Below are 24,471 nucleotides of genomic sequence, written 5' to 3'. Positions count from 1 at the left end.
GTTAATATAAAACTGGAGATCTGGATGTATCCACACGTCGCGCGGCTTGGCGCCGCCGGCCTGGCGGCCGCCCTCCTGGCGCCGCCCGTGCTCGCTCAACAACCTGCGGCCGAGCCAGGCCCGCGGGACCGACAGACCGAACTGTCCCAACTCAGGGACGAACTGGCCGAACAGCGGGCATTGGTGAACCGTCTGGTGCTCGAACTCCAGGCCCAGCGCGAACAGCTGCAGCGCATGCAGGACCAGAGCGCACCTGCGGCCCCGGCGCTGGCGGCACGCGAGCGCATCGTGGAAGAAGCCACCCCGCTGTCGGGCGCCCCGTTCGCCGTGCCGACGGCGCTGGCCGACGGCGTGCTGCTGTCGCAGCAGCGCGGCACCGGCATGTCGATGCAGGCGCCGGTGGCCCAGCCGCCGGTGCTGCCGCCGGCCGAAAGCGGCGTGGCGGCCCCGCTGCCGCCGCAGCCGCGTCCCAACCAGCCTACCCTTCCGGCCCCCGGTCCGGCCCAGGCGCAGACCCAGCGGCCGGCCCAGCAACAGAGCCAGCAGCCGCAGACGGCGCAGAACAATAACCGCCAGGAGCCGAACCGTCCGCCCGAGGTCGCGCCTATCGGCGACCAGCCGGGCGTGCTGACCCAGCGCGGCACCTATGTGCTCGAGCCGTCGGTGCAGTACGGCTACTCGTCGAGCAACCGCGTGGCCCTGGTCGGCTACACGGTGATTCCCGCGATCCTGATCGGCCTGGTCGACGTGCGCGAAATCAAGCGCAACACCTTCACCACCGCGATCACCGGCCGCACCGGCATCAACAACCGGATGGAAGTCGAGGTCAAGGTGCCCTATGTGTACCGCTCGGACGCCACCGTCAGCCGCGAGCTGTTCACCGGCACCGCGGTCGAGCGCGTGTTCGACACCACCGGCAAGGGCCTGGGCGACGTCGAAGTCGCCGGCCGCTACCAGCTCAATAACGGCGGCCCGGACCAGGGTTATTACATCGCCGGCCTGCGCTACAAGAGCCGCACCGGGCGCGACCCGTTCGAGGTCGTGACCGACTGCGACCAGCGCTGCATCGGCGAGAACGTGACCGGCACCGGCCTGCCGCTGGACCTGCCGACCGGTTCCGGCTTCCATTCGCTGCAAGGCACCCTGACCTGGCTGTATCCATCGGATCCGGCGGTCTTCTTCGGCAACCTGAGCTATGTGCACAACTTCAAGCGTTCGGACGTGACGCGCCTGGTGCGCAACGGCGTGCGCGAGCCGCTGGGCGAGCTGGAACCGGGTTACGTGCTCGGCTTTAACTTCGGCATGGGTCTCGCGCTGAACGACAAGGCTTCGCTCAGCCTGGGCTACGACCACAGCACCATCGCGCGCATGAAGCAGAATGGCCAGCCGGTGGCCGGCTCGGTGCGCACCCAGCTCGGTACCCTGCTGCTGGGCTACTCCTACCGCCTGAGCCCGAAGCGCACGCTGAACATCGCGGTGGGCGCCGGCGTAACCCGCGATACCCCCGACGTCACCCTCACGCTGCGGGTGCCGATGACGTTCTGATCGGCGTCCAGGCTCGTAGAACATGCGGTCTGGATGACTTGTGGTAAATACGAGCACGGTTGAAAAATCTTGCTTCCGTTTTAAGAAATTATCCTTATAATCAGATTTGCAATGTAGAGCGTGGCCCTGGTTTTTGTCCTAGGTACGCAAACAGGGCATCAACGCAAAACAACTTATATTTGAGGGAATTAACATGGCTACTGGCATTGTCAAATGGTTCAACGACGCTAAAGGTTTCGGCTTCATCACCCCTGATGGCGGCGGCGAAGACGTGTTCGCACACTTCTCGGCAATCAACGCCACCGGCTTCAAGTCGCTGCAGGAAAACCAGCGCGTGACCTTCGACATCACTGCCGGCCCTAAAGGCAAGCAGGCTGCAAACATCCAGCCACAGGCTTGATACTGCATCAGCCCGCCAAGGCGGGCTACAAAAAACAAAAGAGCACATCCGCGGATGTGCTCTTTTGTTTTGGCTGACGCAAACGGCGTCGCTTATTTGCAGCCGCAACCGCCCGAGCCGCAACCGCCGCCCGACTTGGCCGGCGCCGAGCCCGGCAGGATGGTGCCCGACGCGCGGCCGGTTTCTTCGTCGAAGCCGGCCGCCTGCAGGCGCGCCACGTACTGCTTCCACAGCGACTCCTGGCTGCGGCCCAGCTCATACAGGTAGTCCCAGCTGAAGATGCCGGTGTCGTGGCCGTCCGAGAAGGTCGGCTTGATCGCGTAGTTGCCGACCTGCTCGACGTCGGCGATGCCGACTTCGCGCTTGCCGACCTGCAGGACTTCCTGGCCCGGGCCGTGGCCCTTCACTTCGGCCGACGGCGAGTACACGCGCATCAGCTCGAACGGGATCGAATAGGCGCTGCCGTCGTCGTAGGCGATGTCGAGCACGCGCGATTTCTGGTGGACGGTCAGTTCGGTTGGATTAGGCATGAATCTTTTCTCTATCGGTTGAAACGGCGCGCGATCGCGGCGCCCAGTTGTCCGGCCAGCGCGCGGCGCGCGGCCAGGGTGTCGGGTTCAGTCTCACGCACCGCCTGGGCCCATACGGGCGCCGGGAAGTGCGCGTCATCCGCATAGCGCGGAATGATATGCCAGTGCAGGTGCGGCACCACATTGCCCAGGCTGGCCACATTGACCTTCAGCGGCTGCATGACTTCGCGCACCGCCTCCTCGACCAGGAACACGGCCTCGTTCACCAGCAGCCTGTCGTCGCGCGAAAGATCGCTCACCTCGCGCACGTGGTCGTGCCAGATCACGCGGCAAAAGCCGGGGTAGTTGGCGTCGTCGACGACGATGACGCTGAACTTGTCGCCGCGCCATACGGTCGGCACGGACAGGTTGCACAGCTCGCAGCCAGCTTCGCGCGTCATACCAGCACCCTTTCGATGCCGCCGTTATTGGCGCGCGCCACGTACTCTGGCAGCCAGTTCTCGCCCAGCAGGTGCTTCGCGATCTCGACCACGATGTAGTCGGCGGTGGTGCCCGAGTCGTCATTGTAGCGGGAGAGGCCCTGCAGGCAGGACGGGCAGCTGGTCAGGATTTTCACGTCGCCCTTGAAGCCGTCGGCGCGCAGTTTATCGCCGCCCTTGACCATCTCGGCTTCCTTGCGCGAGCGCACCTGGGTCGAGATGTCGGGACGGCTCACGGCGAAGGTGCCCGACTCGCCGCAGCAGCGGTCGTTCTTCTCGATCTTGACGTCGTCATGCGTCGAGACCAGCGCATTGACCGTCTTCACCGAGTCCTGCAGCTTCATCGGGTTGTGGCAAGGCTCGTGGTACATATAGCGGGTGCCGTTCACGCCTTCGAGCTTGACGCCCTTCTCCAGCAGGTATTCATGGATGTCCATGATGCGGCAGCCCGGGAAGATCTTCTCGAATTCATAGGTCGCCAGCTGGTCGTAGCAGGTGCCACAGGAGACCAGCACCGTCTTGATGTCGAGGTAGTTCAGCGTATTGGCCATGCGGTGGAACAGCACGCGGTTATCCGTCATCATCTTGTCGGCCTTGTCGTACTGGCCGGCGCCGCGCTGCGGATAGCCGCAGCACAGGTAACCTGGCGGCAGCACGGTCTGCACGCCGACTTCCCACAGCATCGCCTGGGTGGCCAGGCCGACCTGCGAGAACAGGCGCTCGGAGCCGCAGCCAGGGAAGTAGAACACGGCTTCGGTGTCGGCGTTGGTCTTCTTGGGGTTGCGGATGATCGGGACGATCTTGTCGTCCTCGATGTCGAGCAGCGCGCGCGCCGTCTTCTTCGGCAGGTTGCCCGGCATCTTCTTGTTGATGAAGTGGATCACCTGCTCGCGCACCGGCGCCTTGCCGACCGTCGGCGGCGGCGCGGCGGTCTGCGGCTTGGACAGGCCTTTCAGCAGGCGGTTGCCCATGCGCTGGGCCTTGAAACCGAAATCGATCATCACCTTGCGCGTGGCGTTGATGGTGGTCGGGTCGGTCGCATTCAGGAAGAACATGGCCGCGCGGTTGGCCGGCTTGAAGCTGCGCTTGTCCATCTTGCGCAGCAGGTTACGCATATTCATCGACACGTCGCCGAAGTCGATGTTGACCGGACAGGGCGTGACGCATTTGTGGCACACGGTGCAGTGGTCGGACACGTCCTCGAACTCTTCCCAGTGGCGCAGCGAGACGCCGCGCCGGGTCTGTTCCTCGTACAGGAAGGCTTCGATCAGCGCCGAGGTGGCGAGAATCTTGTCGCGCGGCGAATACAGCAGGTTCGCCTGCGGCACGTGGGTCGTGCACACGGGTTTACACTTGCCGCAGCGCAGGCAGTCCTTGATGCTGTTGGCGATCTCGCCGATATCGCTCTGCTGCATGATCAGCGATTCGTGGCCCATCAGGCCGAACGACGGCGTATAGGCATTGCGCAGGTCGGCGTGGGCGCCTTCCAGGTTGAGCAGCTTGCCCTTGTTGAAGCGGCCTTCCGGATCGACGCGCACCTTGTAGTCGCGGAAGTCCTGGATTTCCTCGTCGGTCAGGAATTCCAGCTTGGTGATGCCGATGCCGTGCTCGCCCGAGATCACGCCGTCCAGCGAACGCGCCAGCTTCATGATGCGCTCGACCGCCTTATGGGCGTCCTGCAGCATGGCGTAGTCGTCCGAGTTCACCGGCAGGTTGGTGTGGACGTTGCCGTCGCCCGCGTGCATGTGCAGGGCGACGAACACGCGCGAACGCAGCACGCGCTTGTGGATCGCGACCGCTTCGTCGAGGATGCACTGGTAGGCGGCGCCGTTGAAGATCTGGCGCAGCGGCGCGCGCACTTCGGCCTTCCACGAGACACGCACGGTATGGTCCTGCACCGCGTCGAACAGGCGCGCATCGGGCTGGATCGCCAGGCGCTGCAGGATCGCTTCGTTCAGGTGGTCGAGGCCCAGGGTCTGCAGCTGCTCGCGCACTTCGGCCAGCGGCGCATCGAGATTGGCCAGGATGAAGGTCCAGCGCTTGTCGACCAGGTCGACCAGGGCGCGCGCCTGCAGCGGACGGTCGCCCATGATCTCGTCGCGGTCGACCGCGTCGCCGCTGGCGTCGTCGCTCTTGGCCAGCGGCAGGTGGTCGCTGGCGAGGTAGGCGCGCAGCTGGTCAATCAGCTGCAGCTTGTTCTTGATCGACAGCTCGACGTTGATGCGCTCGATGCCGTCGGTGTACTCGCCCATGCGGTTCAGCGGAATGACGACGTCTTCGTTGATCTTGAAGGCGTTGGTATGGCGCGCGATGGCCGCGGTGCGGGCGCGGTCGAGCCAGAACTTCTTGCGCGCCTCGGGGCTGACGGCGACGAAGCCCTCGCCCACGCGGGTATTCGCCAGGCGCACGACTTCGGAGGCGGCCAGCGCCACCGCGTTCTCGTCGTCGCCGACGATGTCGCCGAACAGCGCCATCTTGGGCAGCACGCCGCGCTTGGACTTGGTGGCATAGCCGACCGCGCGCAGATAGCGTTCATCCAAGTGTTCCAGGCCCGCCAGGCGCAGCGTGGCGAACGCCGGGTCGCCGTTCTTCGGCAGGCTGTCCAGGTAATCCTTGATCTCGACGATCGACGGTATCGCGTCGCGCGCCTGGCCGAAGAATTCCAGCGCCACCGTGCGGGTGAACTTGGGCATCTTGTGCAGGATCCAGCGGCCGGACGTGATCAGGCCGTCGGTGCCCTCTTTCTGGATGCCCGGCAGGCCGGCCAGGAATTTGTCGGTGACGTCCTTGCCCAGGCCTTCCTTGCGGAAGCGCTTGCCCTCGATGGTCAGGGTCTCGGTGCGGAACGGCTGGCCTTTTGGCGCGCCCTTGACGGAAGGGTGCGTCCATTCGAGCAGGAATTCGGCCGTCGGCGCGTCGTGGATCTTGCCCAGGTTGTGGTTGATGCGGGTGACGTCGAGCCAGTCGCCATTCGGGTCGACCATGCGCCACGACGCGAGGTTGTCGAGCGCCGTGCCCCACAACACGGCCTTCTTGCCGCCCGCGTTCATCGCGATATTGCCGCCCACGCAGGATGCGTGGGCCGAGGTCGGGTCGACCGCGAACACGAAGCCGGCCTTCTCGGCCGCCTGCGACACCCGCTGCGTGACGACGCCGGCATAGGTGTGGATGGTCGCGTACTCGCGGTTCAGGCCAGGCATGGTCGTCATCTCGACCTCGCCGATGCCGATCAGCTTTTCGGTATTGATCACGGCCGACATCGGCGTGAGCGGGATCGCGCCGCCGGTATAGCCGGTGCCGCCGCCGCGCGGGATGATGGTCAGTCCGAGCTCGATGCAGCCCTTGACCAGGCCGGCCATCTCGTCCTCGCTGTCCGGCAGCAGGACCAGGAAGGGATACTCGACGCGCCAGTCGGTGGCGTCGGTGACGTGCGAGGTGCGGTGCATGCCGTCGAAGCGGATGTTGCGCTTGTCGGTGTAGGCGCCCAGCACCCTGGTGGCGCGCTTGCGCAGGTCGTAGGTCTCGGCAAACTCGCGGCCGAAGTCGTCCACGGCGCGGCGCGCGGCCGCCAGCAGCTGCTCCACGGCGGCGCTGCGGTTCGCCACCATGTCGGGGTCGCCGCCGTCGAGCGCATCGACCGTGGTGCGACGCTTGTCGATCTCGGCCAGGCGGTGGTGCAGCGCTTCGATCAGCTTGGCCCGGCGCTTCGGGTTGTCCAGCATGTCGTCCTGCAGGTAGGGATTGCGGCGCACCACCCAGATATCGCCCAGCACCTCGTACAGCATGCGCGCCGAACGGCCGGTCTGGCGCGCGCCGCGCAGGCTGTCGAGCAACTCCCACGATGACTCACCGAGCAGGCGGATCACGATTTCGCGGTCCGAGAACGAAGTGTAGTTATAGGGGATCTCGCGCAGGCGCGCGGGTGCGTTGTCGGCAAGCAGGGTATGGATGTGTGCGGGGGCGTTCATGAATTCTGGTCGACGATCGGACAGGCCCGAAGGACGTTCATTCTAGCTTATTGCGATGCACCACGCTCGGTTAATGCCCGGGCCGCCATTCTGGCCGACACAACAAAATGTCTATACTAATTTGAATGACCAAACTTAATTTTCTGAAAATGGCTACGTTGCATCATTCATAAAGCCACGCGACCCGAATGGCATATGTCATCCGGCGTTGTTTGGCGTTTCCGGCAGCTCTGCGCTGGTCTCGAAGGCCTCGCCGAGCTCGAAGAAATGGCCGCCGGCGACATAGTGGATGCTCTTCGGCCCCCCGTCGGTCGTGACCCAATGGCCGTCGCGGAACACGGCCGGATCGGCCCAGGCGGCGACCACCTGGCCAAGGAACAGGTCATAGGTGTCCTGGATGTGCGGCTCGGGCAGCAGCCGGCATTCGAGCCAGGCCAGGCAGCCGTCCAGCAGCGGCGCGCCGGTCTGCTCGCCGGTCCAGTAGCCGGCGCCGAAGGCGGCAAACTTGTCGACCTCGCGGCCGCTGGTCGAGCCGACCTGCAGGGTCAGCTGCGCCAGTTCGCGCGAAGGCACCATCAGGGCGAATTCGCCGGATGCTTCGACCATGTTGCGCGTGAGCGTGCTCTTGTCGAGCACCACTGCCACCTTGGGCGGCGCGAAGTCGAGCGGCATCGACCAGGCGGCGGCCATCACGTTGATCGCTTCGCCATGGCGTGCAGAGACAAGCACGGTCGGGCCGTGGTTCATCAGGCGATAGGCTTTGTCGAGCGGAACAGGCAGACGGTCGGTCATGATGCAATCCTAGCCAAACACCCGGGTGAGCATATCACCCAGCGACTGCCAGAAGCCGTCCGGAATGTACAGCAGCGCCAGCGTCATGGTCAGGTAGCGCGCGAACTTGCCGATTGCCATATACAGCACGCTGGGCCAGAACGGCAGGTGCAGCCAGCCAGCCAGCGTGCACAGCGGGTCGCCGATGCCCGGCAGCCACGACAGCAGCATGGTCTTGGCGCCATAGCGCTTGAGCCAGCCGAACCAGCGGCTCTGGCGCTCTTTCGCGAACGCGACCTTGGCGCGGTAGCCAAGAAAATAATCGAAAGCGCCACCCAGGGTATTGCCGAGCGTCCCGACCAGGATTGCCGGCCAGAACATGTCGGGGTTGGCCTTGATCACGGCGAACACGGCCGGCTCGGAGCCGAGCGGCAACAAGGTGGCGGAGACGAAACTGACGATGAAGATCGAGGTCAGCCCGACGGTCGGTGCAGCCAGGAAGTCAAGCAGCCATTGGACAGCGGATTCGATCATGCGGGCTTAGGCCATGGCCTAGTGGTGACAATAAGCCTCCATTATAATGATCCGGTAATATCGTCACGACACGATACGACGAGCCTGCCATCCAGCGCGCCGTATCGACCTTTGCGCCATGGTCACCCACCCTAGCGGAACAGTTCACGTCGTCCGTCCCGCCGGCCCAGCCGGCCTGACCTTTGCAACCCGACCATGACTACCGACTACCTGAGAAAAATCCTGACCGCCCGCGTCTACGACGTCGCCGAACAGACGCCGCTCGACCTCGCCCCGACCCTGTCCCAGCGCATGGGCAACCGCATTTACTTCAAGCGCGAGGACATGCAGAGCGTGTTCAGCTTCAAGCTGCGCGGCGCCTACAACAAGATGGCGAACCTGACGCCCGAGCAACTCAAGCGCGGCGTGATCTGCGCCTCGGCCGGCAACCACGCCCAGGGCGTGGCGCTGTCGGCCTGCCGTCTCGGCTGCCGCGCGCTGATCGTGATGCCGACCACGACCCCGCAGGTCAAGATCGACGCGGTCAAGGCACGCGGCGGCGCCAGCGTCGAAGTCGTGCTGCATGGCGACTCCTATACCGACGCCTACAACCATGCGCTGCTGCTGGAAAAAGAGCAACGCCTGACCTTCGTGCACCCCTTCGACGATCCGGACGTGATCGCCGGTCAGGGCACGATCGGCATGGAAATCCTGCGCCAGCTGTCGAGCCCGATCCACGCGATCTTCGTCGCCATCGGCGGCGGCGGGCTGATCGCCGGCATCGGCGCCTACGTCAAGCAGATCCGTCCCGACATCAAGATCATCGGCGTACAGACCCTGGATTCGGACGCGATGGCGCGCAGCCTGAAGGCCGGCCAGCGCGTGACGCTCACTGACGTCGGCCTGTTCTCGGACGGCACCGCGGTGCGCCTGGTGGGAGAAGAGACCTTCCGCGTCGCCCAGCAGGTGGTCGACGAGATCATCCTGGTCGATACCGACGCCATCTGCGCCGCGATCCAGGACGTGTTCCAGGATACGCGCAGCATCCTCGAGCCGGCCGGCGCGCTGGCGGTGGCCGGCGCCAAGGCCTATGTCGAGCGTTCGCAGATGAACCGCGAGCCGATAAAAAACGAGACGCTGGTGGCGGTGGCCTGCGGCGCCAACATGAACTTCGACCGCCTGCGCTTCGTGGCCGAGCGCGCCGAGCTGGGCGAATCGCGCGAAGCAGTCTTTGCCGTGACCGTGCCCGAGCAGCGCGGCAGTTTCCGCCGTTTCTGCGCGCTGGTCGGCCCGCGCAACGTCACCGAGTTCAATTACCGCATCAGCGATGAAAACGAAGCCCACGTCTTCGTCGGCGTGCAGGTGGGCAACCGCAGCGAATCGGGCCTGCTGGCGCGCACCTTCGAGGAACACGGCTACAAGACGCTGGATCTCACCTATGACGAGCTGGCCAAGCTGCATATCCGCCACCTGGTGGGCGGGAAAAGTTCACTTGCGCATGACGAATTGCTGTATCGTTTCGAGTTCCCCGAACGGCCAGGTGCGCTGATGCGCTTCCTGGACAGCATGGCGCCGAACTGGAATATCTCGCTGTTCCACTACCGCAACCAGGGCGGCGACGTGGGGCGCATCCTGGTCGGACTGCAAGTGCCGCAGGCCGAGATGGATGAGTTCCGCCAGTTCCTGGCCTCGCTCGGTTACCGCTACTGGGACGAGAGCGGGAATCCCGTCTATAAATTGTTTTTGGGGGCATGACGCCCCAAGTCTATGAATACCCCTGATCAATCGCCACTTGGCAAATCTTCCGCCTACCAGAGCCAGTACGCCCCGGAGCTGCTGTTCCCGATCCCGCGCCAGCAAAAGCGCGAGGAACTGGGCCTGTCGGGCACGCTCCCCTTCTTCGGGGTCGACATCTGGAACGCCTATGAATTGTCGTGGCTGAACATGCGAGGCAAGCCGCAGGTCGCGATCGCGACCGTGACGGCGCCCGCCGATTCGCCGAACATCATCGAATCGAAGTCGTTCAAGCTGTACCTGAACTCGTTCAACCAGACCCGCCTCGCCGGTCCCGAGGCCCTGCTGGCCCTGCTGCGCGACGACTTGTCGAACGGCTTCGGCGCGCCGGTCCACGTCACCCTGACCAGCCCGGAACAATTTGGTGGCATCAAGATGGGCGAGCTGGAAGGCACGCTGCTGGACCGCCTCGACATCGAGGTCGATGATTACTCGCCGGCCCCGCAGCTGCTCAAGGCCAACCACGAGGACGCGCCGGTGGAAGAAACCCTGGTGTCGCACCTGCTCAAGTCCAATTGCCTGGTCACTGGCCAGCCGGACTGGGGCACGGTGCAGATCCGCTACGTCGGTCCGCAAATCGACCAGGAAGGCTTGCTGAAATACCTGATCGGCTTCCGCGAACACAATGAATTCCACGAACAGTGCGTGGAGCGCATCTTCATGGACGTGCTGCGCCAGTGTCAGCCGAGCAAGCTGGCCGTGTATGCGCGCTATACGCGGCGCGGCGGCCTGGACATCAATCCATGGCGGGCCAACTTTACTACCGGCAAGCCAGGTAATCTGCGTGGCGCGCGCCAGTAAACATCCAATTTCTGTCAGGATATTACCCGCACGCTTGTGCGTTTTAGGCGACAGCCATGCACCGTGCATGGCTTCACCTTTTGCTATACGATACTGAACAACCTGCCTTGTTTTTGAGCAGGCCTGCGAGCAATCATCGGTAAACAGGAGGACCGGCATACGATTGCTGGCCTCAACAGCTGATTCGTTGAGGAAATTGCGTAACGATGTTGATGCAAATCAACTAACTGCTTATCCCGTTTCGACGGGTATCGTGCGGCCGTTCGGCGAGAAGCCCAAACTGTCGCGAAATCGAGTGTCTCAGGCCCCAAACAGGCCTATAATCCCGTGCTCGCAAGCACTCCACGCGTGCATCGCACCCACGTTATGACGAATCTAAGCAAAATTCTCTCGCTCGAGAACGTGCAACTCGACATCGAAGTGTCGAGCAAGAAACGAGCCTTCGAGCAAGCCGGCCTGATCTTCGAGAACAACTGCGGCATCGCCCGCTCGATCGTGTCGGACAACCTGTTCGCGCGCGAACGCCTGGGCTCGACCGGCCTGGGACACGGCGTCGCCGTCCCGCACGGTCGCATCAAGGGCAGCAAGAGCCTCAAGTCTCCGCTAGCCGCCTTCGTGCGCCTGAAGGAGCCGATTCCCTTCGAGTCGCCCGACGGGCAGCCGGTGAGCCTGCTGTTCTTCCTGCTAATTCCCGATCACGTCACCCAGCAGCACCTCGAGATCCTGTCCGAGATCGCCGAGCTGTTCTCCGACGAGTCAGTGCGCACCGCCCTGGCGACCGACCCGGATCCGAAGTCGGTGCATGACCGCATTATCAACTGGCAACCCAGCCTCCAGGCTCTGGGTTAAACTGATCGTTTGCTGAGCGCTCGGCAATCACGCCGCGCGCGCCTTTTTTGCGACGACGACAATGCCCATGCTGCAGTCTCCGCTGACCATCCAACGGCTGTACGACGACAACCGCGACAGCCTGCAACTCGGCTGGTTCGCGGGCTTTCCCGGCGGTGAACGCCAGATCGCCGGCGACGCCGCCTCGGCCGCCGACCAGGTTGGCCACCTGAACCTGATCCACCCGGGCCGCATCCAGGTGTTCGGCCATCAGGAACTCGACTATTACCACCGCCTCAAGGCCAATTCGCGCAGCCACGTGGTTGGCGAACTGATCGGCGGCGGCCCGCCCGCGCTGATCATCGCCCAGGGCCTGGAAACCCCGCCCGACATCCTGGCCATCTGCGACGAGCAGAATATCCCGCTGTTCTCGACCCCGCTGCCGGCGGCGCAGGTGATCGACTTCCTGCGCGTCTACCTGTCCAAGAAGCTGGCGCAGCGCGTGATCATGCACGGCGTGTTCATGGACGTGCTGGGCGTGGGCGTGCTGATCACGGGCGACTCGGGCCTGGGCAAGAGCGAACTGGGCCTGGAACTGATCTCGCGCTCGCACGGCCTGGTGGCCGACGACGCCGTGGAGTTCTCGCGCATCGCGCCCAACATGATCGAGGGCCGCTGCCCGCCGCTGCTGCAGAACCTGCTCGAAGTGCGTGGCCTGGGCCTGCTGGACATCAAGGCGATCTTCGGCGAGACGGCGGTGCGGCGCAAGATGCGCCTCAAGCTGATCGTGCACCTGGTCAAGCGCGGCGCGCTGGACGAAGAAGTCGAGCGCCTGCCCTTCCACTTCCCGACCGAGGATGTGCTGGGCCTGCCGATCCGCAAGGTCGTCATCCCGGTGGCGGCCGGCCGCAACATCGCGGTGCTGCTCGAGGCCGCGGTGCGCAACACGATCCTGCAACTGCGCGGCATCGACACGCTGCAGGAATTCATGGAGCGCCAGCGCCAGGCGATGAGCGCAGACTGAACAACCGAGGAACCGGTATCGACGGCCCGGCGGCGTGCCATCGGGTGAAGGTTGCGGTATCATCGCCGCATGCACATCGTCCTCATCACCGGCATCTCGGGCTCGGGCAAGTCCGTGGCCCTGAATGTCCTGGAAGACGCGGGTTACTACTGCGTCGACAACCTGCCGCCGGCCCTGCTGCCGGCCCTCGTCAATACGGTCAACGAGACCGGCACCGCCAAGATGGCGGTCGCAGTCGACGCGCGCAGCGCCGAGTCGCTGGTCGAACTGCCGGTGAGCGTGCGCCGCATGCGCGAGGACGGCCATGCGGTCAAGGTCATGTTCCTGACCTCGAGCACCCATTCGCTGGTCGCGCGCTTTTCCGAAACCCGCCGCAGCCATCCGCTGTCGCACGAGCTGCGCCCGGGCGAGAACCCGGCCTCGCGCCGCACCCTGATCGAATGCATCGCCGAAGAGCGCGAGCGCCTGTCGTCGATCGAGAACCTGGGCCATGTGATCGACACCTCGGAACTCTCGGCCAACAAGCTGCGTGCCTGGATCAAGGAGCTGGCCGAGGTCGATCATGCGCCGCTGACCCTGTTCTTCGAATCGTTCGCCTTCAAGGTCGGCGTGCCGCTCGACGCCGACTTCGTGTTCGACGTGCGCGCGATCCCGAACCCGTATTACGACCTGGCCCTGCGCCCTCTCACCGGCAAGGACCAGCCGGTGATCGACTTCCTCGACGCCCAGCCGAGCGCGATCGAGATGCTGGCCGACATCCGCAACTTCGTGGCCAAGTGGCTGCCTTCGTTCAAGACCGACAACCGCAGCTACCTGACGGTGGCGGTGGGCTGCACCGGCGGCCAGCACCGCTCGGTGTACATGGCCGAGCACCTCGGCGCCTATTTCGGCGATACCGAGCGGGTGATCGTGCGGCATCGGGAGCAGCCGAAGAATCCGGCGGCGTGATCTCGTCGTCGCTGTTCAGCTATTGAAGAAGTAATAGGCTGCGACGCCTATGCTCTCACCCATGTGGTATGGGACCAGGAATGCCAGCGATACGACGCTGATTGCCAGGGATGCTTTCACGAATGACGGGAGCGCGCGGTATCTAGAGATCAGGTCTTGCCAGGAAATCATGGGCAGCTGTCATGATTGATAAAAATCTGACAGTAGCATATGGAGATGGCTTGCAGGCTCACGCATTCTCACCGCCGGCTTGCAGGGATTTCCCGATTCCCGCAGAATGACTTTATTTCCCACGCAGGAAAAGTGCCATGCGAACGACAGTCACTATCGATGATGAGCTTTATGCGAAAGCGCTGGAGATGGCTGATCCAGAAATGGACAAGGCGGACTTGTTCAGGGAGGCGATCAAGACATTCGTGCGCGTGCAAGCAGCCAAACGTCTTGCTGCTCTTGGTGGTGCCACGCCTGACATGTCCGAAATACCTCGCAGGCGTCCTGAGCTGAACCGATGAATAGAGTCCTGATCGACACCTCTGTCTGGGTCGATCATTTCCTTCATCATAATGCGCCATTGGTCGGCTTGCTCTCGCTCGACCTCGCACTTGCCCACCCAATGGTAGTGGCCGAGTTAGCCTGCGGCACACCTCCAGCTCCGCGTGCACGAACCTTGGCAGATATCGCGGCGCTGCCGATGGCAAAGCAAGCCAGCCTCGACGAGATAAGAGAACTGATCGAGCGAGAACAACTCTATGGGCTCGGCTGCGGCCTGGTCGATCTCGCCTTGCTGTCATCGACGTTGCTGACGCCCGGCTCGCGACTATGGACGCGAGACAAGCGGCTCGACAAACTGGCGGCGCGCTTTGCCGTGAGCTACGGCCCTGCATTGCATTAAATCGGGCCCCGTGCGACAGTGCGGCATTTACCGCAGCACCGCCGCCGTATCCACTACCCGCACATCATGCATCTGGTGCAGATACGCCTCCAGATAGCCCTTGTGCGATGCCCCGACGATGACCAAGAGCCGCGTGCCCGGCATGACGCCCACCACGTCGCGGATATTGGCCGCCATGCGCAGGTTGCGCGTTTCCCAGTAGCCGACGTAGGCGCGGCCGAAGCGCTGCAGTGACGGTTCGTTCATCGCCGCGCCGAAGTCGATCTCGAAGGTCGCCGCGACGTGGGCCGGCGAATTGTAGGCGCGGTACATCGCCAGCAGCCCTTCCGGGGTAGCCACACCCCGGTCGAGGATCTCGTCCTCCTTCTTGCGCTTCGCATTGGCCGGATTGTCCCAGGCCTTCATGATCGCCTCGCCGGCCGCCTTGCGATCGGTGTACGGACGGCCTGCCGTCTGGTCATCCATCGCGTACACGCGTTCATGCCCCAGCCGCGCCGCCAGTTGCGCCGCGACCGACACGCTTTCGTTGGGATGGTCCGCCAGCTTTTGCAGCTGCGCGACCAGGACGTCATCCAGCCCGTCGCCGGCGCGGCGTTCAGAGGCAGGCAGGCGGAGCCACTGGACCACCGCCGACGCCTCCTCGCCGCCGGCCAGGAACACGGCCGCCAGGCGCCGCCGCTGGGCGGCCGACGGCGCCGCGGGCCAGGCAGCCAGCAGCCTTTCGGCCTCGGCGGTGGCCTGCGGCACATCGAGTCCGGTCGCCGCCCTGGCCGGCGCGGTATCCCGGCAATAGGTGTCGACCGCCTCCTGGTAGCGCACCGCATAACGGCGCATGAAATCGCACTGCGGGCCGGAGCGGTCCTCGACCGCGATCGCCTGCGGCTTCCAGGCGGCGAGCCGTTCGTTCAGCGGGGCCAGGCTCGACACCTGGAAGGTCTTGGGCAAATGCGCCAGGTGGGGCGAGCCGAGCACCATGATCTCGTTGACCGGTCCTGCTGTCGGCCCCTTGAGCCGGCTTGGATCGAAGGCGGGCTGGTAATCCTGCGCGGCGGCAGTCCCGCACAAGGTCATCGAAATCAGCAAGACAGGCAGGCGCATCGGTTTCCTTTCAGCTCATGAAGGCCCGATGTTCACACCTCATCAATATCGTGTCACGCAAAAATGGATATGCATGCAAATGTTTATGCGAGATGCCTGAGCGGATGCGCGTGCTCCGGCCACACCGGCTCGAAGAAGCGCGCCACCATCTCGGGCGTCACCTGTTCGAGCGACGGCGGATTCCATTGCGGCGCATTGTCCTTGTCGATGACCAGCGCGCGTATGCCTTCCAGCACTTCGCCATGCTCGAAATTGCGGCGCACCAGCGAGCGCTCCATGCGCAGGCACTCGGCGACGGACAGCTGCGCGCCGCGCGCCAGCAGCTCGCGCGTCACACACATCAGCAGCGGCGAGCGCTGGCGCATCGCCGCCAGGGCCTTCTGCGCGAACGGCGTCTCGTCGCGTTCGAGCGAGGCCATGATCGCAGCGACCGAGGCGGCGCCGAAATGCGCGTCGATCGACGTGCGCTGGGTCTGCAGTTCGCTCTCCCCCGCCATCGAAGTAAACGGCGCGGCAAAGGCGCGGATCGCCGCCGGCAGGCCGGTGCCCTGCGTCGTCTCGATCAACGTGCGCAACGCTGGCAGCTCGGCACTCGGCACGAAGACGTCGGCCAGGCCGATATAGAGCGCGTCAGCGGCGCCGATCGTCAGCCCGGTCAGGCCCAGGTAGTTGCCGAGCTGTCCCGGCGCATGCGACAGGAAGTGGCTGCCGCCGACGTCCGGGAACAGGCCGATGTTCACCTCGGGCATGGCCATCCTGGTGCGCTCGGTCACGATGCGCAGGCCGCAATCCGGGCCGCCCTGGGCGATGCCCATACCGCCGCCCATCACGACGCCGTCCATGATGGCGATATAGGGCTTGGGATAGAAATGGATCAGGTGGTTCAGCGCGTATTCTTCGGTGAAGAAATCCTCGAGCAGCGCGCTGCCTCCCATCGGCGACGCATGGCCGACCTCATGGAAGAAGCGAATGTCGCCGCCCGCGCACAAGGCCTTCTCGCTGCTGCTGGTCAGTACGACCGCCTCGACCTGCGCATCATGCTGCCAGGCGCGCAGCACGTCGGTCAGCGCGCGCACCATCTCGAGCGACAGCGAATTGAGCGCCTTTGGGCGGTCCAGGGTGATGATGCCGGTGCGGTTGGCGATGCGGGTCAGGACGTGGTCGGTCATGGCGTAATCCGTATTGGAGAGACATGCATTTTACCGAACACACGATACGCGTCACATCGGGGAAGCCGGATGCAAAAAGGGCGTCCCCTCAGACGCCCTTAGCTAGTGTGAGCCCTGCGCCTGATCAGGCGACAGCAGCGTCTTCGCCGCCGTTTTCCGGCAGGCGTTTGATCGAGGTACGGCTATGGTCCTTCAGCATTTGCTTGTGTTTGAGGATCTGTCGGTCCAGCTTATCCATCAGCGTATCGATCGCGGCGTACAGGTCTTGTGCGACGCTTGCCACGTGCAGGGTCTTGCCCGACACCTGGACGTTGATCTCTGCTTTCTGCCTTTTTTCTTTTTCAGTGAGGTTGTCGACGGCCAGGAAGACGTGGGTGTCGATCACCTGGTCGAAATGGCGAATGATGCGCTCGAGCTTATTCTGAACGTATTCACGGATGGCGGGGGTTACTTCGAGATGATGGCCACTGATTGTGAGGTTCATACACACTCCTTTGAAAATATTGCACCGTGTGGACCACAGCAACGCGACAAGGCACGACGGGTGTGGACGGCGCAGTTACAAGGACTTGCGGAGGCTTACAGGGGGTATCTTGAGGGCTTCACGGTATTTTGCAACCGTGCGGCGCGCGATGACCATGCCTTGTTCCCCGAGCATCTCCGCGATCTTGCTGTCGGATAAAGGGTTCCTAGGGTCTTCTGCTCCTGTCAATTGTGCAATGAGCGCACGGATTGCCGTCGAGGATGCTTCGCCTCCCGCCTCGGTGGCAACGTGGCTGCCGAAGAAATACTTCAACTCAAACATGCCGTGCGGGGTCAGCATGTATTTCTGGGTTGTGACACGAGAAATTGTGCTCTCGTGTAGGCCTAGTGTATCAGCTATCTCACGTAAAACAAGGGGCCGCATGGCAACCGCGCCATGGGAGAAAAAGTTGCGCTGGCGCTCGACGATCGCCTCCGCCACACGCAGGATGGTGTCGAATCGCTGGCGCATATTCTTGATGAGCCACTTCGCTTCCTGCAGCTGCGCGCCCATCTGCGCCTCGCTCTTGCCCTGCTTGAGCAGGCTGGCGTACAGGCTGTTCACGCGCAGGCGCGGCATCACGTCCGGGTTCAGGGTGACCGCCCAGCCGCTCTTGGAACGGCGCACGATCACGTCCGGTACAACGTAGTCCGACACGTTCGAGGCAAACGCCGCGCCCGGATGCGGATTGCATTGGCGCACCACGGCCTGCACCTCGCGCAAGTCTTCGTCGTCGCAGTCGAGCGCTTTTTTCAGCTTGCTGTATTCGCGCTGGGCGAACCAGCTCAGGTAACCCTCGACGATGGTCAGGGCCATGCGCCGCGTGACCAGCGGCACGCCCGGCATGCGCCGGATCTGCAGCGCCAGGCACTCGGCCGCGCTGCGCGCGCCGACGCCCACCGGGTCCATGCTCTGCACCAGCGCCAGCGCGCAGCGCAGCTCGTCGAGCTCGATCTCGAGCTCTTCGGGCAGCCTGGCATGGATCTCGTCGAGCGGCTCTTCGAGGTAGCCGTTGTCGTCCAGCGCATCGATCACCAGCTCGGCCAGCGCACGGTCGCGCGCCGACAGGGTGGCTTCGCGCACCTGTTCCATCAGGTGTTCGCGCAGGGTGATGGCGCAGGCTTCCAGCTGCGGACGGCCGTCCTCGTCCTCGCCGCCGCCCGAGGATGGCGCGCCGCCTTCGCTCCAGTCGGCATCGACGCGATCGTTGTCGGCGCCGCCCTCGAAACCCTCGCCCTCCTGCGCCGGCGCATCCTGGCCCTCGGCCTGCTGGCCGGGCGCCGGCGGCGCTTCGCCGTTGGCGGGCGCATTGTTGATGGCGCCATCGGCCAGCAAGCGCACCGAGCGGTCGAGCGGATCGTCGAGCCGCTCGAGCAAGGGGTTATCGCCCAGTATCTGCTCGATCTCCTGGTGCAGCTCGAGCGTCGACAGTTGCAGCAACCGGATCGACTGCTGCAGTTGCGGCGTAAGCGCGAGGTGCTGCGAAGTGCGGAGTTGCAGGGACTGTTTCATCTAGGCGTCGCTCACATGCGGAAGTGTTCACCCAGGTACACGCGGCGCACCGACTCGTCCGCGATGATGTCGTCAGGGCGGCCGGAGGCAAGCACCGCGCCCTGGTTGATGATGTAGGCGCGGTCGCAGATGCCGAGCGTCTCGCGCACGTTGTGGTCGGTGATCAAAACACCGATCCGGCGCTCCTTCAGGAAGCGCACGATGCGCTGGATCTCGATCACGGCGATCGGATCGACGCCGGCGAACGGTTCGTCGAGCAGCACGAAGCGCGGATTGGTCGCCAGCGCGCGCGCGATTTCCACGCGGCGGCGCTCGCCGCCCGACAGCGACAGCGCCGGATTCTCGCGCAGCTTCTCGATCTGCAGGTCGGCCAGCAGGGTGTCGAGGCGCTCGTTGATCTGGTCCTTCGACAGCGGCTTGCCGTTGTCCTTCTGCAGCTCGAGCACGGCGCGGATGTTCTCTTCCACCGTCAGCTTGCGGAATACCGACGCCTCCTGCGGCAGGTAGGACAGGCCCAATACGGCGCGGCGGTGGATCGGCAGGCTGGTGATGTCGGTGCCGTTGATGTCGATCGAGCCGGCATCCGACGGCACCAGGCCGACGATCATGTAGAACGACGTGGTCTTGCCGGCGCCGTTCGGGCCCAGCAAGCCGACCACTTCACCGCATTCGACCTGCAGCGACACGTCGCGCACCACCAGGCGCTTGCCATAGCTTTTCTGCAGGCCCTTGACGACCAGGGTGCTGCAATCGCCCAGCTCCATCGGGATCGCCGTCATTGAGCGCCTCCGGCCGGGGCGCGCTTGGGCGACAGGATCAGGGTGCCGCGTCCGCCGCCGGCCTTGGTCTGGCCGCTGACGTCGTTGCGCACGGTGGCCACTTCCTTGCGGTTGTCGTAGGAGATGAAAGGACCGGTGATCTGGTTGGTCATGCGCGAATTCTCGAGCTCCTTGATCAGGGCGTTCGAGTACAGGCGCACCAGCTCGGAACGCTCGTCGTACTCGATGCGCTCGGCCTGGCCTTCGACCCACAGGTCGGGGCCGCCGTCGCGCTTCTGGCGGAAGGTGGTCAGCTTGCCGTTGGACGCGGTGAGCGTCACGCTCATATACCCTTCCGGCGACTCATTGACCACGGCGCGGTCGGCCTTGAGCAGCAGCGTGCCGCGGGTCAGGACCACGTTGCCGGTGAAGACGCGGGTGCCCGTGATGCCGTCGACGTCGGCGGAGTCGTATTCGATGGTGGCCGGCTTGAGCGAATCGGCGCGCTCGGCGGCCGCGGTCAGCGACAGCAGGGAAAGGAAAGCGGCAGCAAGGAGTTTTTTCATGATTGGAAACGGGTCTCGGGTTGGCACGCGGCGCACGTCGTTCAAGGATCAGCGCTGGCGTGGCGGATAGACGATCTGGCCACGGCTGGACAGGTGCATCTGCTGGGTCGCATTGTTGGCGACCATGCCGGTGCCCTTGAGCGTGGACGCGCCAAGTTGCATGTCGATCGGCAGATCGGTCTTCACGATTTCTTCATCGGGCAGCACGGTGAGCGCCTGGCTGCGCACGCGCAGCGCCTCGCTCTGCGCGGTCTTGGGACGCTGCAGGTCGACGTCGCCCATCAGTTCGACCCGGTGCTCCTGGTGATGGATCTGCGCGTTCTTCGCGACCACCGTCATCGGCGGGCGGCCCGGCTCGACGCCGCGCAGCACCGGCTCGTCGACGTGCGACACGTCGCCATTCGGGATGTGCGCGAGGCGCTTGCCCGACACCAGATAGCTCGGCTGGCCGTTCTCGGTCATGCGCACGAAGGAGAAGTTCTCGACGATGTAGTCCGGCTCGTCCGGCGGTCCGCCCAGCTGGGCGTCGATGTCGGAGGCCTGCATCAGCTGCAGCAGCCAGAAGCTGCCGAAGGCGAAGAAGGTGCCGATCACGATCATCGCCAGCAGATTCCAGCGGTGCGCGGTGCGCTTGTTGACGACGACGGTAGCCATTTTTTATAACCTCAGGCGAAGTACGGCGCGAGCGCCTGGTCGTAGGTGCCCTGGGCGCGCATCACGAGATCGCACACCTCGCGCACCGCGCCGCGCCCGCCGGCGTTCTTCGTCACGTAGTGCGCGCGGTGCTGCACTTCGGGGTGGCCGGACGGCACCGCGACGGCGAAGCCGACGCGCGCGAACAGCGGCAGGTCGATCACGTCGTCGCCGATGTAGCCGCACTGCTCGGCGGTGAAGCCGGTGGCCTCGAGCAGCTTGGCGAAGCCGATGCGCTTGTCGTGGATGCCCTGGTGGACATGCGAGATGCCCAGATCGGCCGCGCGCTTGACGACGATCGGCGACAGGCGCGCGCTGATGATCGCGGTCTGGACACCGGTCTTGTTCAACAGCTGGATGCCCAGGCCGTCGAGCACGTTGAAGGTCTTGGTGACTTCGCCTTCCGGGCCGTAGGTCAGGCTGCCGTCGGTCAGCACGCCGTCCACGTCGAAGATCATGACCTTGATGCGGGCCGCGCGTTCCATGTGCGCCAGCGGGGTAATGGCGGGAATGAATTCACTCATCAGATCACCTTGGCGCGGGTCAGGTCGTGGATGTGCAGCGCACCGACCAGGCGGTCGTCCTGATCGACAACCAGCATCTGGTTGATGCGGAATTCTTCCATCACGGCGACGGCGTCGACCGCCAGCTGCTCGGGGCGCACGCGACGCGGGTTGGCGTGCATCACGTCGCGGATCTGGACGTTCGAAAAATCATGCATGCGCTCGATCACGCGGCGCAGGTCGCCGTCGGTGAACACGCCGACCGGACGGCCTTCGGCGTCGACGATGGCGGTCATGCCGAGGCCCTTGCGGGTGACTTCCAGCAGCGCTTCGACCAGCGACGTCTCGGGACCGACGCTCGGCACCGCATCGCCGCTGCGCATCACGTCGCGCACATGGGTCAGGAGGCGGCGACCCAGCGCGCCGCCCGGATGCGACAGCGCGAAGTCTTGCTCCCGGAAGCCGCGCGCATCCAGCAGCGCCACGGCCAGCGCATCGCCCATGGCGAGGGTGACGGTGGTGCTGGTGGTCGGCGCCAGGTTGAGTGGGCAGGCTTCCTTGTCCACCGCGATGTTCAGGTGTACGTCGGCCAGCTTGGCCAGGCGCGAGGATGGTTTGCCGGTCATGGCGATCACGCGTGCGCCCAGGCGCTTCACGGCCGGCAGGATGTCGAGGATCTCGGACGATTCGCCCGAATTGGAAATCGCGATCACGACATCATTTTTGGTGACCATGCCCAGGTCGCCGTGCGCGGCCTCGCCCGGGTGCATGAAGAAGGCCGGGGTGCCGGTGGACGCCAGGGTGGCGGCAATCTTGCGGCCGATGTGGCCCGACTTGCCCATCCCGGACACGACCACGCGGCCGTCGCAGGCCATGATCAGCTGCGCGGCGTTCACGAAACTGTCGTCGTCGCCCAGGCGCGACTGCAGCGCGCGGATGGCGTCGGCTTCGATCGACAGCGTTTCGCGACCCAATTCCAGCACGCGCCGGGCCAGGGTCTCGTCAAAACTTTTCGGCATTATTTTTTCATCGGTTACACTCATTTTGGAAGTATAAACGAATTGGGAAAGCAAAAAACTTGCCAGTCGTAACAAACGATAACAAGCGCATGCCGCACCACACCTGGCTAGTGCCATAAGATCAACACTTTTGCTGTTTATCCCAGCATCGCATCAATGCATTCCGGCCTCGAACTCACCCTCCTCCTTCTGGGCTGCGCCGTCCTGGGCGTGGTCGCCTTCCGTAGCCTTCATCTGCCGCCGATGCTCGGCTACCTCGCCGTCGGTGTCCTGATCGGCCCCCACGCCCTGGCCCTGGCCGAAGACAGCCCGACCACCCATGCGCTGGGCGAGTTCGGGGTCGTGTTCCTGATGTTCTCGATCGGCCTGGAGTTCTCGCTCGGGCAGCTGCGATCGATGCGGCGCATCGTGTTCGGGCTGGGCCTGGCCCAGGTGGTGTCGACCATCGTGGCCGCCATGGGAATCGGGCTGCTGGTGGCCTGGGCCCTGCCCGGCATTCCGCTCGGCTGGCAGGCCGCCTTCGCGCTGGGCGGCGCGCTGGCGATGTCCTCGACCGCCATCGTCGTCAAACTGCTCACCGAGCGGCTGGAGCTCGAAAGCGAGCATGGACGGCGCATCGTCGGCATCCTGCTGTTCCAGGACCTGGCGGTGGTGCCGCTCTTGATCATGATCCCGGCGCTGGCGCGCGATCCGGAAGACATGGCGATCACGCTCGGGGTGGAAGCGGCCAAGGCGGCGCTGGTGCTGGCCCTGCTGCTGTTCTTCGGCCAGAAGCTGATGGGACGCTGGTTCACCATCGTCGCCAAGCGCCGCTCGCAGGAGCTGTTCATGCTCAACCTGCTGCTGGTGACCCTGGGCGCGGCCTGGATCACCGAGCAGGCCGGCCTGTCGCTGGCCCTCGGCGCTTTTGTCGCCGGCATGCTGATCTCGGAGACGCCATACAAGCATCAGGTGGAAGAAGACATCAAGCCGTTCCGCGACGTGCTGCTCGGGCTGTTCTTCATCACGATCGGCATGCTGCTCGACCTGGGGATGGTGGCCGAACACTGGTGGCTGGTGCTGCTCCTGCTGGCATTGGTGCTGCTGCTCAAGTTCGGCCTGATCGCGCTGCTTGCGCGCGCCTTCGGGGCATCCCTTGGCACGGCGATGCGCACCGGCCTGGCGCTGGCCCAGGCGGGCGAATTCAGCTTCGTGCTGCTCAATCACGCTGCCGGCTCGAAGCTGGTCGACCCGTTCGTGATGCAGCTGGTGCTGGCATCGATGGTGCTGTCGATGCTGCTCGCGCCCTTCGTCATCGCCAGCATGGACCGGATCGTGATGAAGCTCGCGGCCAATGAGTGGATGACGCAGTCGCTGCAGCTGACCCAGCTCGCCACGCGCACCATGAAGACCCAGAACCACGTGATCATTGCCGGCTTCGGGCGCAATGGCCAGAGCCTGGCGGCCTTGCTCAAGGAAGAGGCGCTGCCCTGGCATGCGCTCGACCTGGATCCGGAGCGGGTGCAGGACGCGCAAGCCGCCGGCGCCACCGTCTCGTACGGCGACGCTACGCGGCGCGAGAGCCTGATGGCGGCCGGCATCAACCGCGCCAGCGCCCTGGTGATCACCTTCGCCGACACCCGGTTCGCCATGAAGGTGCTGCACCTGGTGCACGAACTGGCGCCATCGCTGCCGGTGATCGTGCGCAGCTACGACGATCGCGATACGGAGATGCTCAAGGCAGCCGGCGCCACCGAGGTGGTGCCGGAAGCGCTGGAGAGCAGCCTGATGCTGGCCTCGCACGCGCTGTTGACGCTGGGCGTGCCGCTGCGGCGCGTCGTGCACCGGGTGCAGGCGGCGCGCTACGACCGCTACGCCACCCTGCGCGGCTACTTCCACGGCGCGAGCGACAGCGGCGCCGATCTCGAGCCGGGACATGTGCGGCTGCATTCGGTGCGGCTGCATGCGCAGGCCGGCGCCGTGGGCAGGAGCTTGCAGGAGTTGCGGCTGGAGGACGTGGCGGCCGAGGTGACGGCGCTGCGGCGCTGCGGCGAGGATGTCGAGCCGCGGCCCGAGGTGGTGCTGGCCGCCGGCGACGTGGTGGTGTTGCGCGGGGATGGGGAGGCGGTCAGCCGGGCCGAGGACCGGTTGTTATGAC

At 64.6% G+C, this 24,471-nt stretch carries 24 protein-coding genes; 10 read left to right on the top strand and 14 right to left on the bottom strand.

Annotation, left to right across the window (positions count from 1 at the left end):
* Positions 1-24 precede the first annotated feature (24 nt).
* Both J3U95_RS03105 and J3U95_RS03100 read left to right on the top strand, forming a co-directional pair.
* A complete protein-coding gene (locus tag J3U95_RS03105; RefSeq protein ID WP_208277204.1) occupies positions 25-1,545 on the top strand; it encodes a hypothetical protein in 1,521 nt (506 codons plus the stop codon).
* Between the two features lie 193 nt (positions 1,546-1,738).
* Positions 1,739-1,945, top strand: coding sequence for a cold-shock protein (locus tag J3U95_RS03100; protein ID WP_208277203.1), 207 nt, complete (start codon positions 1,739-1,741; stop codon positions 1,943-1,945).
* A 92-nt stretch (positions 1,946-2,037) separates the two neighbouring features.
* On the opposite strand, the gene J3U95_RS03095 is transcribed toward J3U95_RS03100, so the two are convergent.
* From J3U95_RS03095 to J3U95_RS03075, 5 genes are all read right to left on the bottom strand, one after another.
* Positions 2,038-2,475, bottom strand: coding sequence for a gamma-butyrobetaine hydroxylase family protein (locus tag J3U95_RS03095; RefSeq protein ID WP_208277202.1), 438 nt, complete (start codon positions 2,473-2,475; stop codon positions 2,038-2,040).
* 11 nt (positions 2,476-2,486) lie between these two features.
* Positions 2,487-2,915, bottom strand: coding sequence for an HIT family protein (locus tag J3U95_RS03090; protein WP_208277201.1), 429 nt, complete (start codon positions 2,913-2,915; stop codon positions 2,487-2,489).
* The gene (locus tag J3U95_RS03085; protein WP_208277200.1) at positions 2,912-6,922 is read right to left on the bottom strand and encodes a DUF3683 domain-containing protein; all 4,011 of its coding nucleotides are present in this window, start codon (positions 6,920-6,922) and stop codon (positions 2,912-2,914) included. The genes J3U95_RS03090 and J3U95_RS03085 overlap by 4 nt, the downstream gene beginning before the upstream one ends.
* Before the next feature lie 198 nt (positions 6,923-7,120).
* A complete protein-coding gene (locus tag J3U95_RS03080; RefSeq protein ID WP_208277199.1) occupies positions 7,121-7,714 on the bottom strand; it encodes a flavin reductase family protein in 594 nt (197 codons plus the stop codon).
* A 9-nt stretch (positions 7,715-7,723) separates the two neighbouring features.
* Positions 7,724-8,227, bottom strand: a complete 504-nt coding sequence (locus J3U95_RS03075; RefSeq protein ID WP_208277198.1) for a YqaA family protein — start codon at positions 8,225-8,227, stop codon at positions 7,724-7,726.
* Between the two features lie 195 nt (positions 8,228-8,422).
* Here J3U95_RS03075 and ilvA point away from each other — a divergent pair, with 195 nt between their 5' ends.
* From ilvA to J3U95_RS03040, 7 genes are all read left to right on the top strand, one after another.
* Positions 8,423-9,961 (top strand): threonine ammonia-lyase, biosynthetic, encoded by a 1,539-nt coding sequence (ilvA, locus tag J3U95_RS03070; protein WP_208277197.1) that lies wholly within the window; start codon positions 8,423-8,425, stop codon positions 9,959-9,961.
* A gap of 12 nt (positions 9,962-9,973) precedes the next feature.
* Positions 9,974-10,801, top strand: a complete 828-nt coding sequence (gene queF, locus J3U95_RS03065; protein WP_208277196.1) for an NADPH-dependent 7-cyano-7-deazaguanine reductase QueF — start codon at positions 9,974-9,976, stop codon at positions 10,799-10,801.
* A gap of 366 nt (positions 10,802-11,167) precedes the next feature.
* Positions 11,168-11,650: a PTS sugar transporter subunit IIA gene (locus J3U95_RS03060; RefSeq protein WP_109345354.1), complete on the top strand. Its 483-nt coding sequence runs from the start codon at positions 11,168-11,170 to the stop codon at positions 11,648-11,650.
* A gap of 67 nt (positions 11,651-11,717) precedes the next feature.
* Positions 11,718-12,653, top strand: a complete 936-nt coding sequence (hprK, locus tag J3U95_RS03055; RefSeq protein WP_005663306.1) for an HPr(Ser) kinase/phosphatase — start codon at positions 11,718-11,720, stop codon at positions 12,651-12,653.
* A 69-nt stretch (positions 12,654-12,722) separates the two neighbouring features.
* A complete protein-coding gene (gene rapZ, locus J3U95_RS03050) occupies positions 12,723-13,601 on the top strand; it encodes an RNase adapter RapZ (RefSeq protein ID WP_208277195.1) in 879 nt (292 codons plus the stop codon).
* A 308-nt stretch (positions 13,602-13,909) separates the two neighbouring features.
* The gene (locus J3U95_RS03045) at positions 13,910-14,113 is read left to right on the top strand and encodes a type II toxin-antitoxin system VapB family antitoxin (protein ID WP_147937312.1); all 204 of its coding nucleotides are present in this window, start codon (positions 13,910-13,912) and stop codon (positions 14,111-14,113) included.
* Positions 14,110-14,493, top strand: coding sequence for a PIN domain-containing protein (locus J3U95_RS03040; RefSeq protein ID WP_208277194.1), 384 nt, complete (start codon positions 14,110-14,112; stop codon positions 14,491-14,493). Before J3U95_RS03045 ends, J3U95_RS03040 begins: the two co-directional genes overlap by 4 nt.
* 27 nt (positions 14,494-14,520) lie before the next feature.
* Here J3U95_RS03040 and J3U95_RS03035 read toward each other — a convergent pair whose 3' ends face one another.
* From J3U95_RS03035 to J3U95_RS02995, 9 genes are all read right to left on the bottom strand, one after another.
* Positions 14,521-15,591, bottom strand: coding sequence for a DUF5694 domain-containing protein (locus J3U95_RS03035; RefSeq protein ID WP_208277193.1), 1,071 nt, complete (start codon positions 15,589-15,591; stop codon positions 14,521-14,523).
* 83 nt (positions 15,592-15,674) lie between these two features.
* On the bottom strand, positions 15,675-16,760 hold the full coding sequence (locus tag J3U95_RS03030; RefSeq protein ID WP_208277192.1) for an enoyl-CoA hydratase/isomerase family protein: 1,086 nt from the start codon (positions 16,758-16,760) through the stop codon (positions 15,675-15,677).
* A gap of 124 nt (positions 16,761-16,884) precedes the next feature.
* Positions 16,885-17,244, bottom strand: a complete 360-nt coding sequence (gene hpf / locus J3U95_RS03025) for a ribosome hibernation-promoting factor, HPF/YfiA family (protein ID WP_005663316.1) — start codon at positions 17,242-17,244, stop codon at positions 16,885-16,887.
* Between the two features lie 75 nt (positions 17,245-17,319).
* A complete protein-coding gene (locus J3U95_RS03020) occupies positions 17,320-18,795 on the bottom strand; it encodes an RNA polymerase factor sigma-54 (RefSeq protein WP_208277191.1) in 1,476 nt (491 codons plus the stop codon).
* An 11-nt stretch (positions 18,796-18,806) separates the two neighbouring features.
* Positions 18,807-19,559: an LPS export ABC transporter ATP-binding protein gene (lptB, locus tag J3U95_RS03015; protein WP_109347996.1), complete on the bottom strand. Its 753-nt coding sequence runs from the start codon at positions 19,557-19,559 to the stop codon at positions 18,807-18,809.
* A gap of 11 nt (positions 19,560-19,570) precedes the next feature.
* The gene (gene lptA / locus J3U95_RS03010; RefSeq protein ID WP_109345360.1) at positions 19,571-20,119 is read right to left on the bottom strand and encodes a lipopolysaccharide transport periplasmic protein LptA; all 549 of its coding nucleotides are present in this window, start codon (positions 20,117-20,119) and stop codon (positions 19,571-19,573) included.
* Positions 20,120-20,167: 48 nt separating this feature from the next.
* Entirely contained in the window at positions 20,168-20,773 is a 606-nt protein-coding gene (gene lptC / locus J3U95_RS03005) for an LPS export ABC transporter periplasmic protein LptC (RefSeq protein ID WP_109345361.1), read from the bottom strand.
* Between the two features lie 11 nt (positions 20,774-20,784).
* Positions 20,785-21,336 (bottom strand): KdsC family phosphatase, encoded by a 552-nt coding sequence (locus J3U95_RS03000; RefSeq protein WP_229519605.1) that lies wholly within the window; start codon positions 21,334-21,336, stop codon positions 20,785-20,787.
* A complete protein-coding gene (locus J3U95_RS02995; RefSeq protein ID WP_208277190.1) occupies positions 21,336-22,334 on the bottom strand; it encodes a KpsF/GutQ family sugar-phosphate isomerase in 999 nt (332 codons plus the stop codon). Before J3U95_RS02995 ends, J3U95_RS03000 begins: the two co-directional genes overlap by 1 nt.
* Positions 22,335-22,490: 156 nt before the next feature.
* Here J3U95_RS02995 and J3U95_RS02990 point away from each other — a divergent pair, with 156 nt between their 5' ends.
* On the top strand, positions 22,491-24,470 hold the full coding sequence (locus tag J3U95_RS02990) for a monovalent cation:proton antiporter family protein (protein ID WP_208277189.1): 1,980 nt from the start codon (positions 22,491-22,493) through the stop codon (positions 24,468-24,470).
* Position 24,471 lies beyond the last annotated feature (1 nt).

Origin of the sequence: Massilia oculi (assembly GCF_017582745.1) — a bacterium.
Lineage (GTDB): Bacteria > Pseudomonadota > Gammaproteobacteria > Burkholderiales > Burkholderiaceae_D > Telluria > Telluria oculi_A.
This window is presented reverse-complemented; position numbering and strand designations above follow the sequence as displayed.

Coding starts and splice junctions, on each gene's coding strand:
- J3U95_RS02990 (WP_208277189.1), top strand. CDS start 22,491: ATGCATTCCGGCCTCGAACTCACCCTCCTCCTTCTGGGCTGCGCCGTC.
- lptA (WP_109345360.1), bottom strand. CDS start 20,119: ATGAAAAAACTCCTTGCTGCCGCTTTCCTTTCCCTGCTGTCGCTGACC.
- J3U95_RS03090 (WP_208277201.1), bottom strand. CDS start 2,915: ATGACGCGCGAAGCTGGCTGCGAGCTGTGCAACCTGTCCGTGCCGACC.
- J3U95_RS03020 (WP_208277191.1), bottom strand. CDS start 18,795: ATGAAACAGTCCCTGCAACTCCGCACTTCGCAGCACCTCGCGCTTACG.
- J3U95_RS02995 (WP_208277190.1), bottom strand. CDS start 22,334: ATGCCGAAAAGTTTTGACGAGACCCTGGCCCGGCGCGTGCTGGAATTG.
- J3U95_RS03045 (WP_147937312.1), top strand. CDS start 13,910: ATGCGAACGACAGTCACTATCGATGATGAGCTTTATGCGAAAGCGCTG.
- J3U95_RS03040 (WP_208277194.1), top strand. CDS start 14,110: ATGAATAGAGTCCTGATCGACACCTCTGTCTGGGTCGATCATTTCCTT.
- J3U95_RS03085 (WP_208277200.1), bottom strand. CDS start 6,922: ATGAACGCCCCCGCACACATCCATACCCTGCTTGCCGACAACGCACCC.
- hprK (WP_005663306.1), top strand. CDS start 11,718: ATGCTGCAGTCTCCGCTGACCATCCAACGGCTGTACGACGACAACCGC.
- J3U95_RS03080 (WP_208277199.1), bottom strand. CDS start 7,714: ATGACCGACCGTCTGCCTGTTCCGCTCGACAAAGCCTATCGCCTGATG.
- J3U95_RS03035 (WP_208277193.1), bottom strand. CDS start 15,591: ATGCGCCTGCCTGTCTTGCTGATTTCGATGACCTTGTGCGGGACTGCC.
- hpf (WP_005663316.1), bottom strand. CDS start 17,244: ATGAACCTCACAATCAGTGGCCATCATCTCGAAGTAACCCCCGCCATC.
- J3U95_RS03100 (WP_208277203.1), top strand. CDS start 1,739: ATGGCTACTGGCATTGTCAAATGGTTCAACGACGCTAAAGGTTTCGGC.
- J3U95_RS03030 (WP_208277192.1), bottom strand. CDS start 16,760: ATGACCGACCACGTCCTGACCCGCATCGCCAACCGCACCGGCATCATC.
- ilvA (WP_208277197.1), top strand. CDS start 8,423: ATGACTACCGACTACCTGAGAAAAATCCTGACCGCCCGCGTCTACGAC.
- J3U95_RS03075 (WP_208277198.1), bottom strand. CDS start 8,227: ATGATCGAATCCGCTGTCCAATGGCTGCTTGACTTCCTGGCTGCACCG.
- lptC (WP_109345361.1), bottom strand. CDS start 20,773: ATGGCTACCGTCGTCGTCAACAAGCGCACCGCGCACCGCTGGAATCTG.
- J3U95_RS03105 (WP_208277204.1), top strand. CDS start 25: ATGTATCCACACGTCGCGCGGCTTGGCGCCGCCGGCCTGGCGGCCGCC.
- queF (WP_208277196.1), top strand. CDS start 9,974: ATGAATACCCCTGATCAATCGCCACTTGGCAAATCTTCCGCCTACCAG.
- lptB (WP_109347996.1), bottom strand. CDS start 19,559: ATGGAGCTGGGCGATTGCAGCACCCTGGTCGTCAAGGGCCTGCAGAAA.
- J3U95_RS03060 (WP_109345354.1), top strand. CDS start 11,168: ATGACGAATCTAAGCAAAATTCTCTCGCTCGAGAACGTGCAACTCGAC.
- rapZ (WP_208277195.1), top strand. CDS start 12,723: ATGCACATCGTCCTCATCACCGGCATCTCGGGCTCGGGCAAGTCCGTG.
- J3U95_RS03000 (WP_229519605.1), bottom strand. CDS start 21,336: ATGAGTGAATTCATTCCCGCCATTACCCCGCTGGCGCACATGGAACGC.
- J3U95_RS03095 (WP_208277202.1), bottom strand. CDS start 2,475: ATGCCTAATCCAACCGAACTGACCGTCCACCAGAAATCGCGCGTGCTC.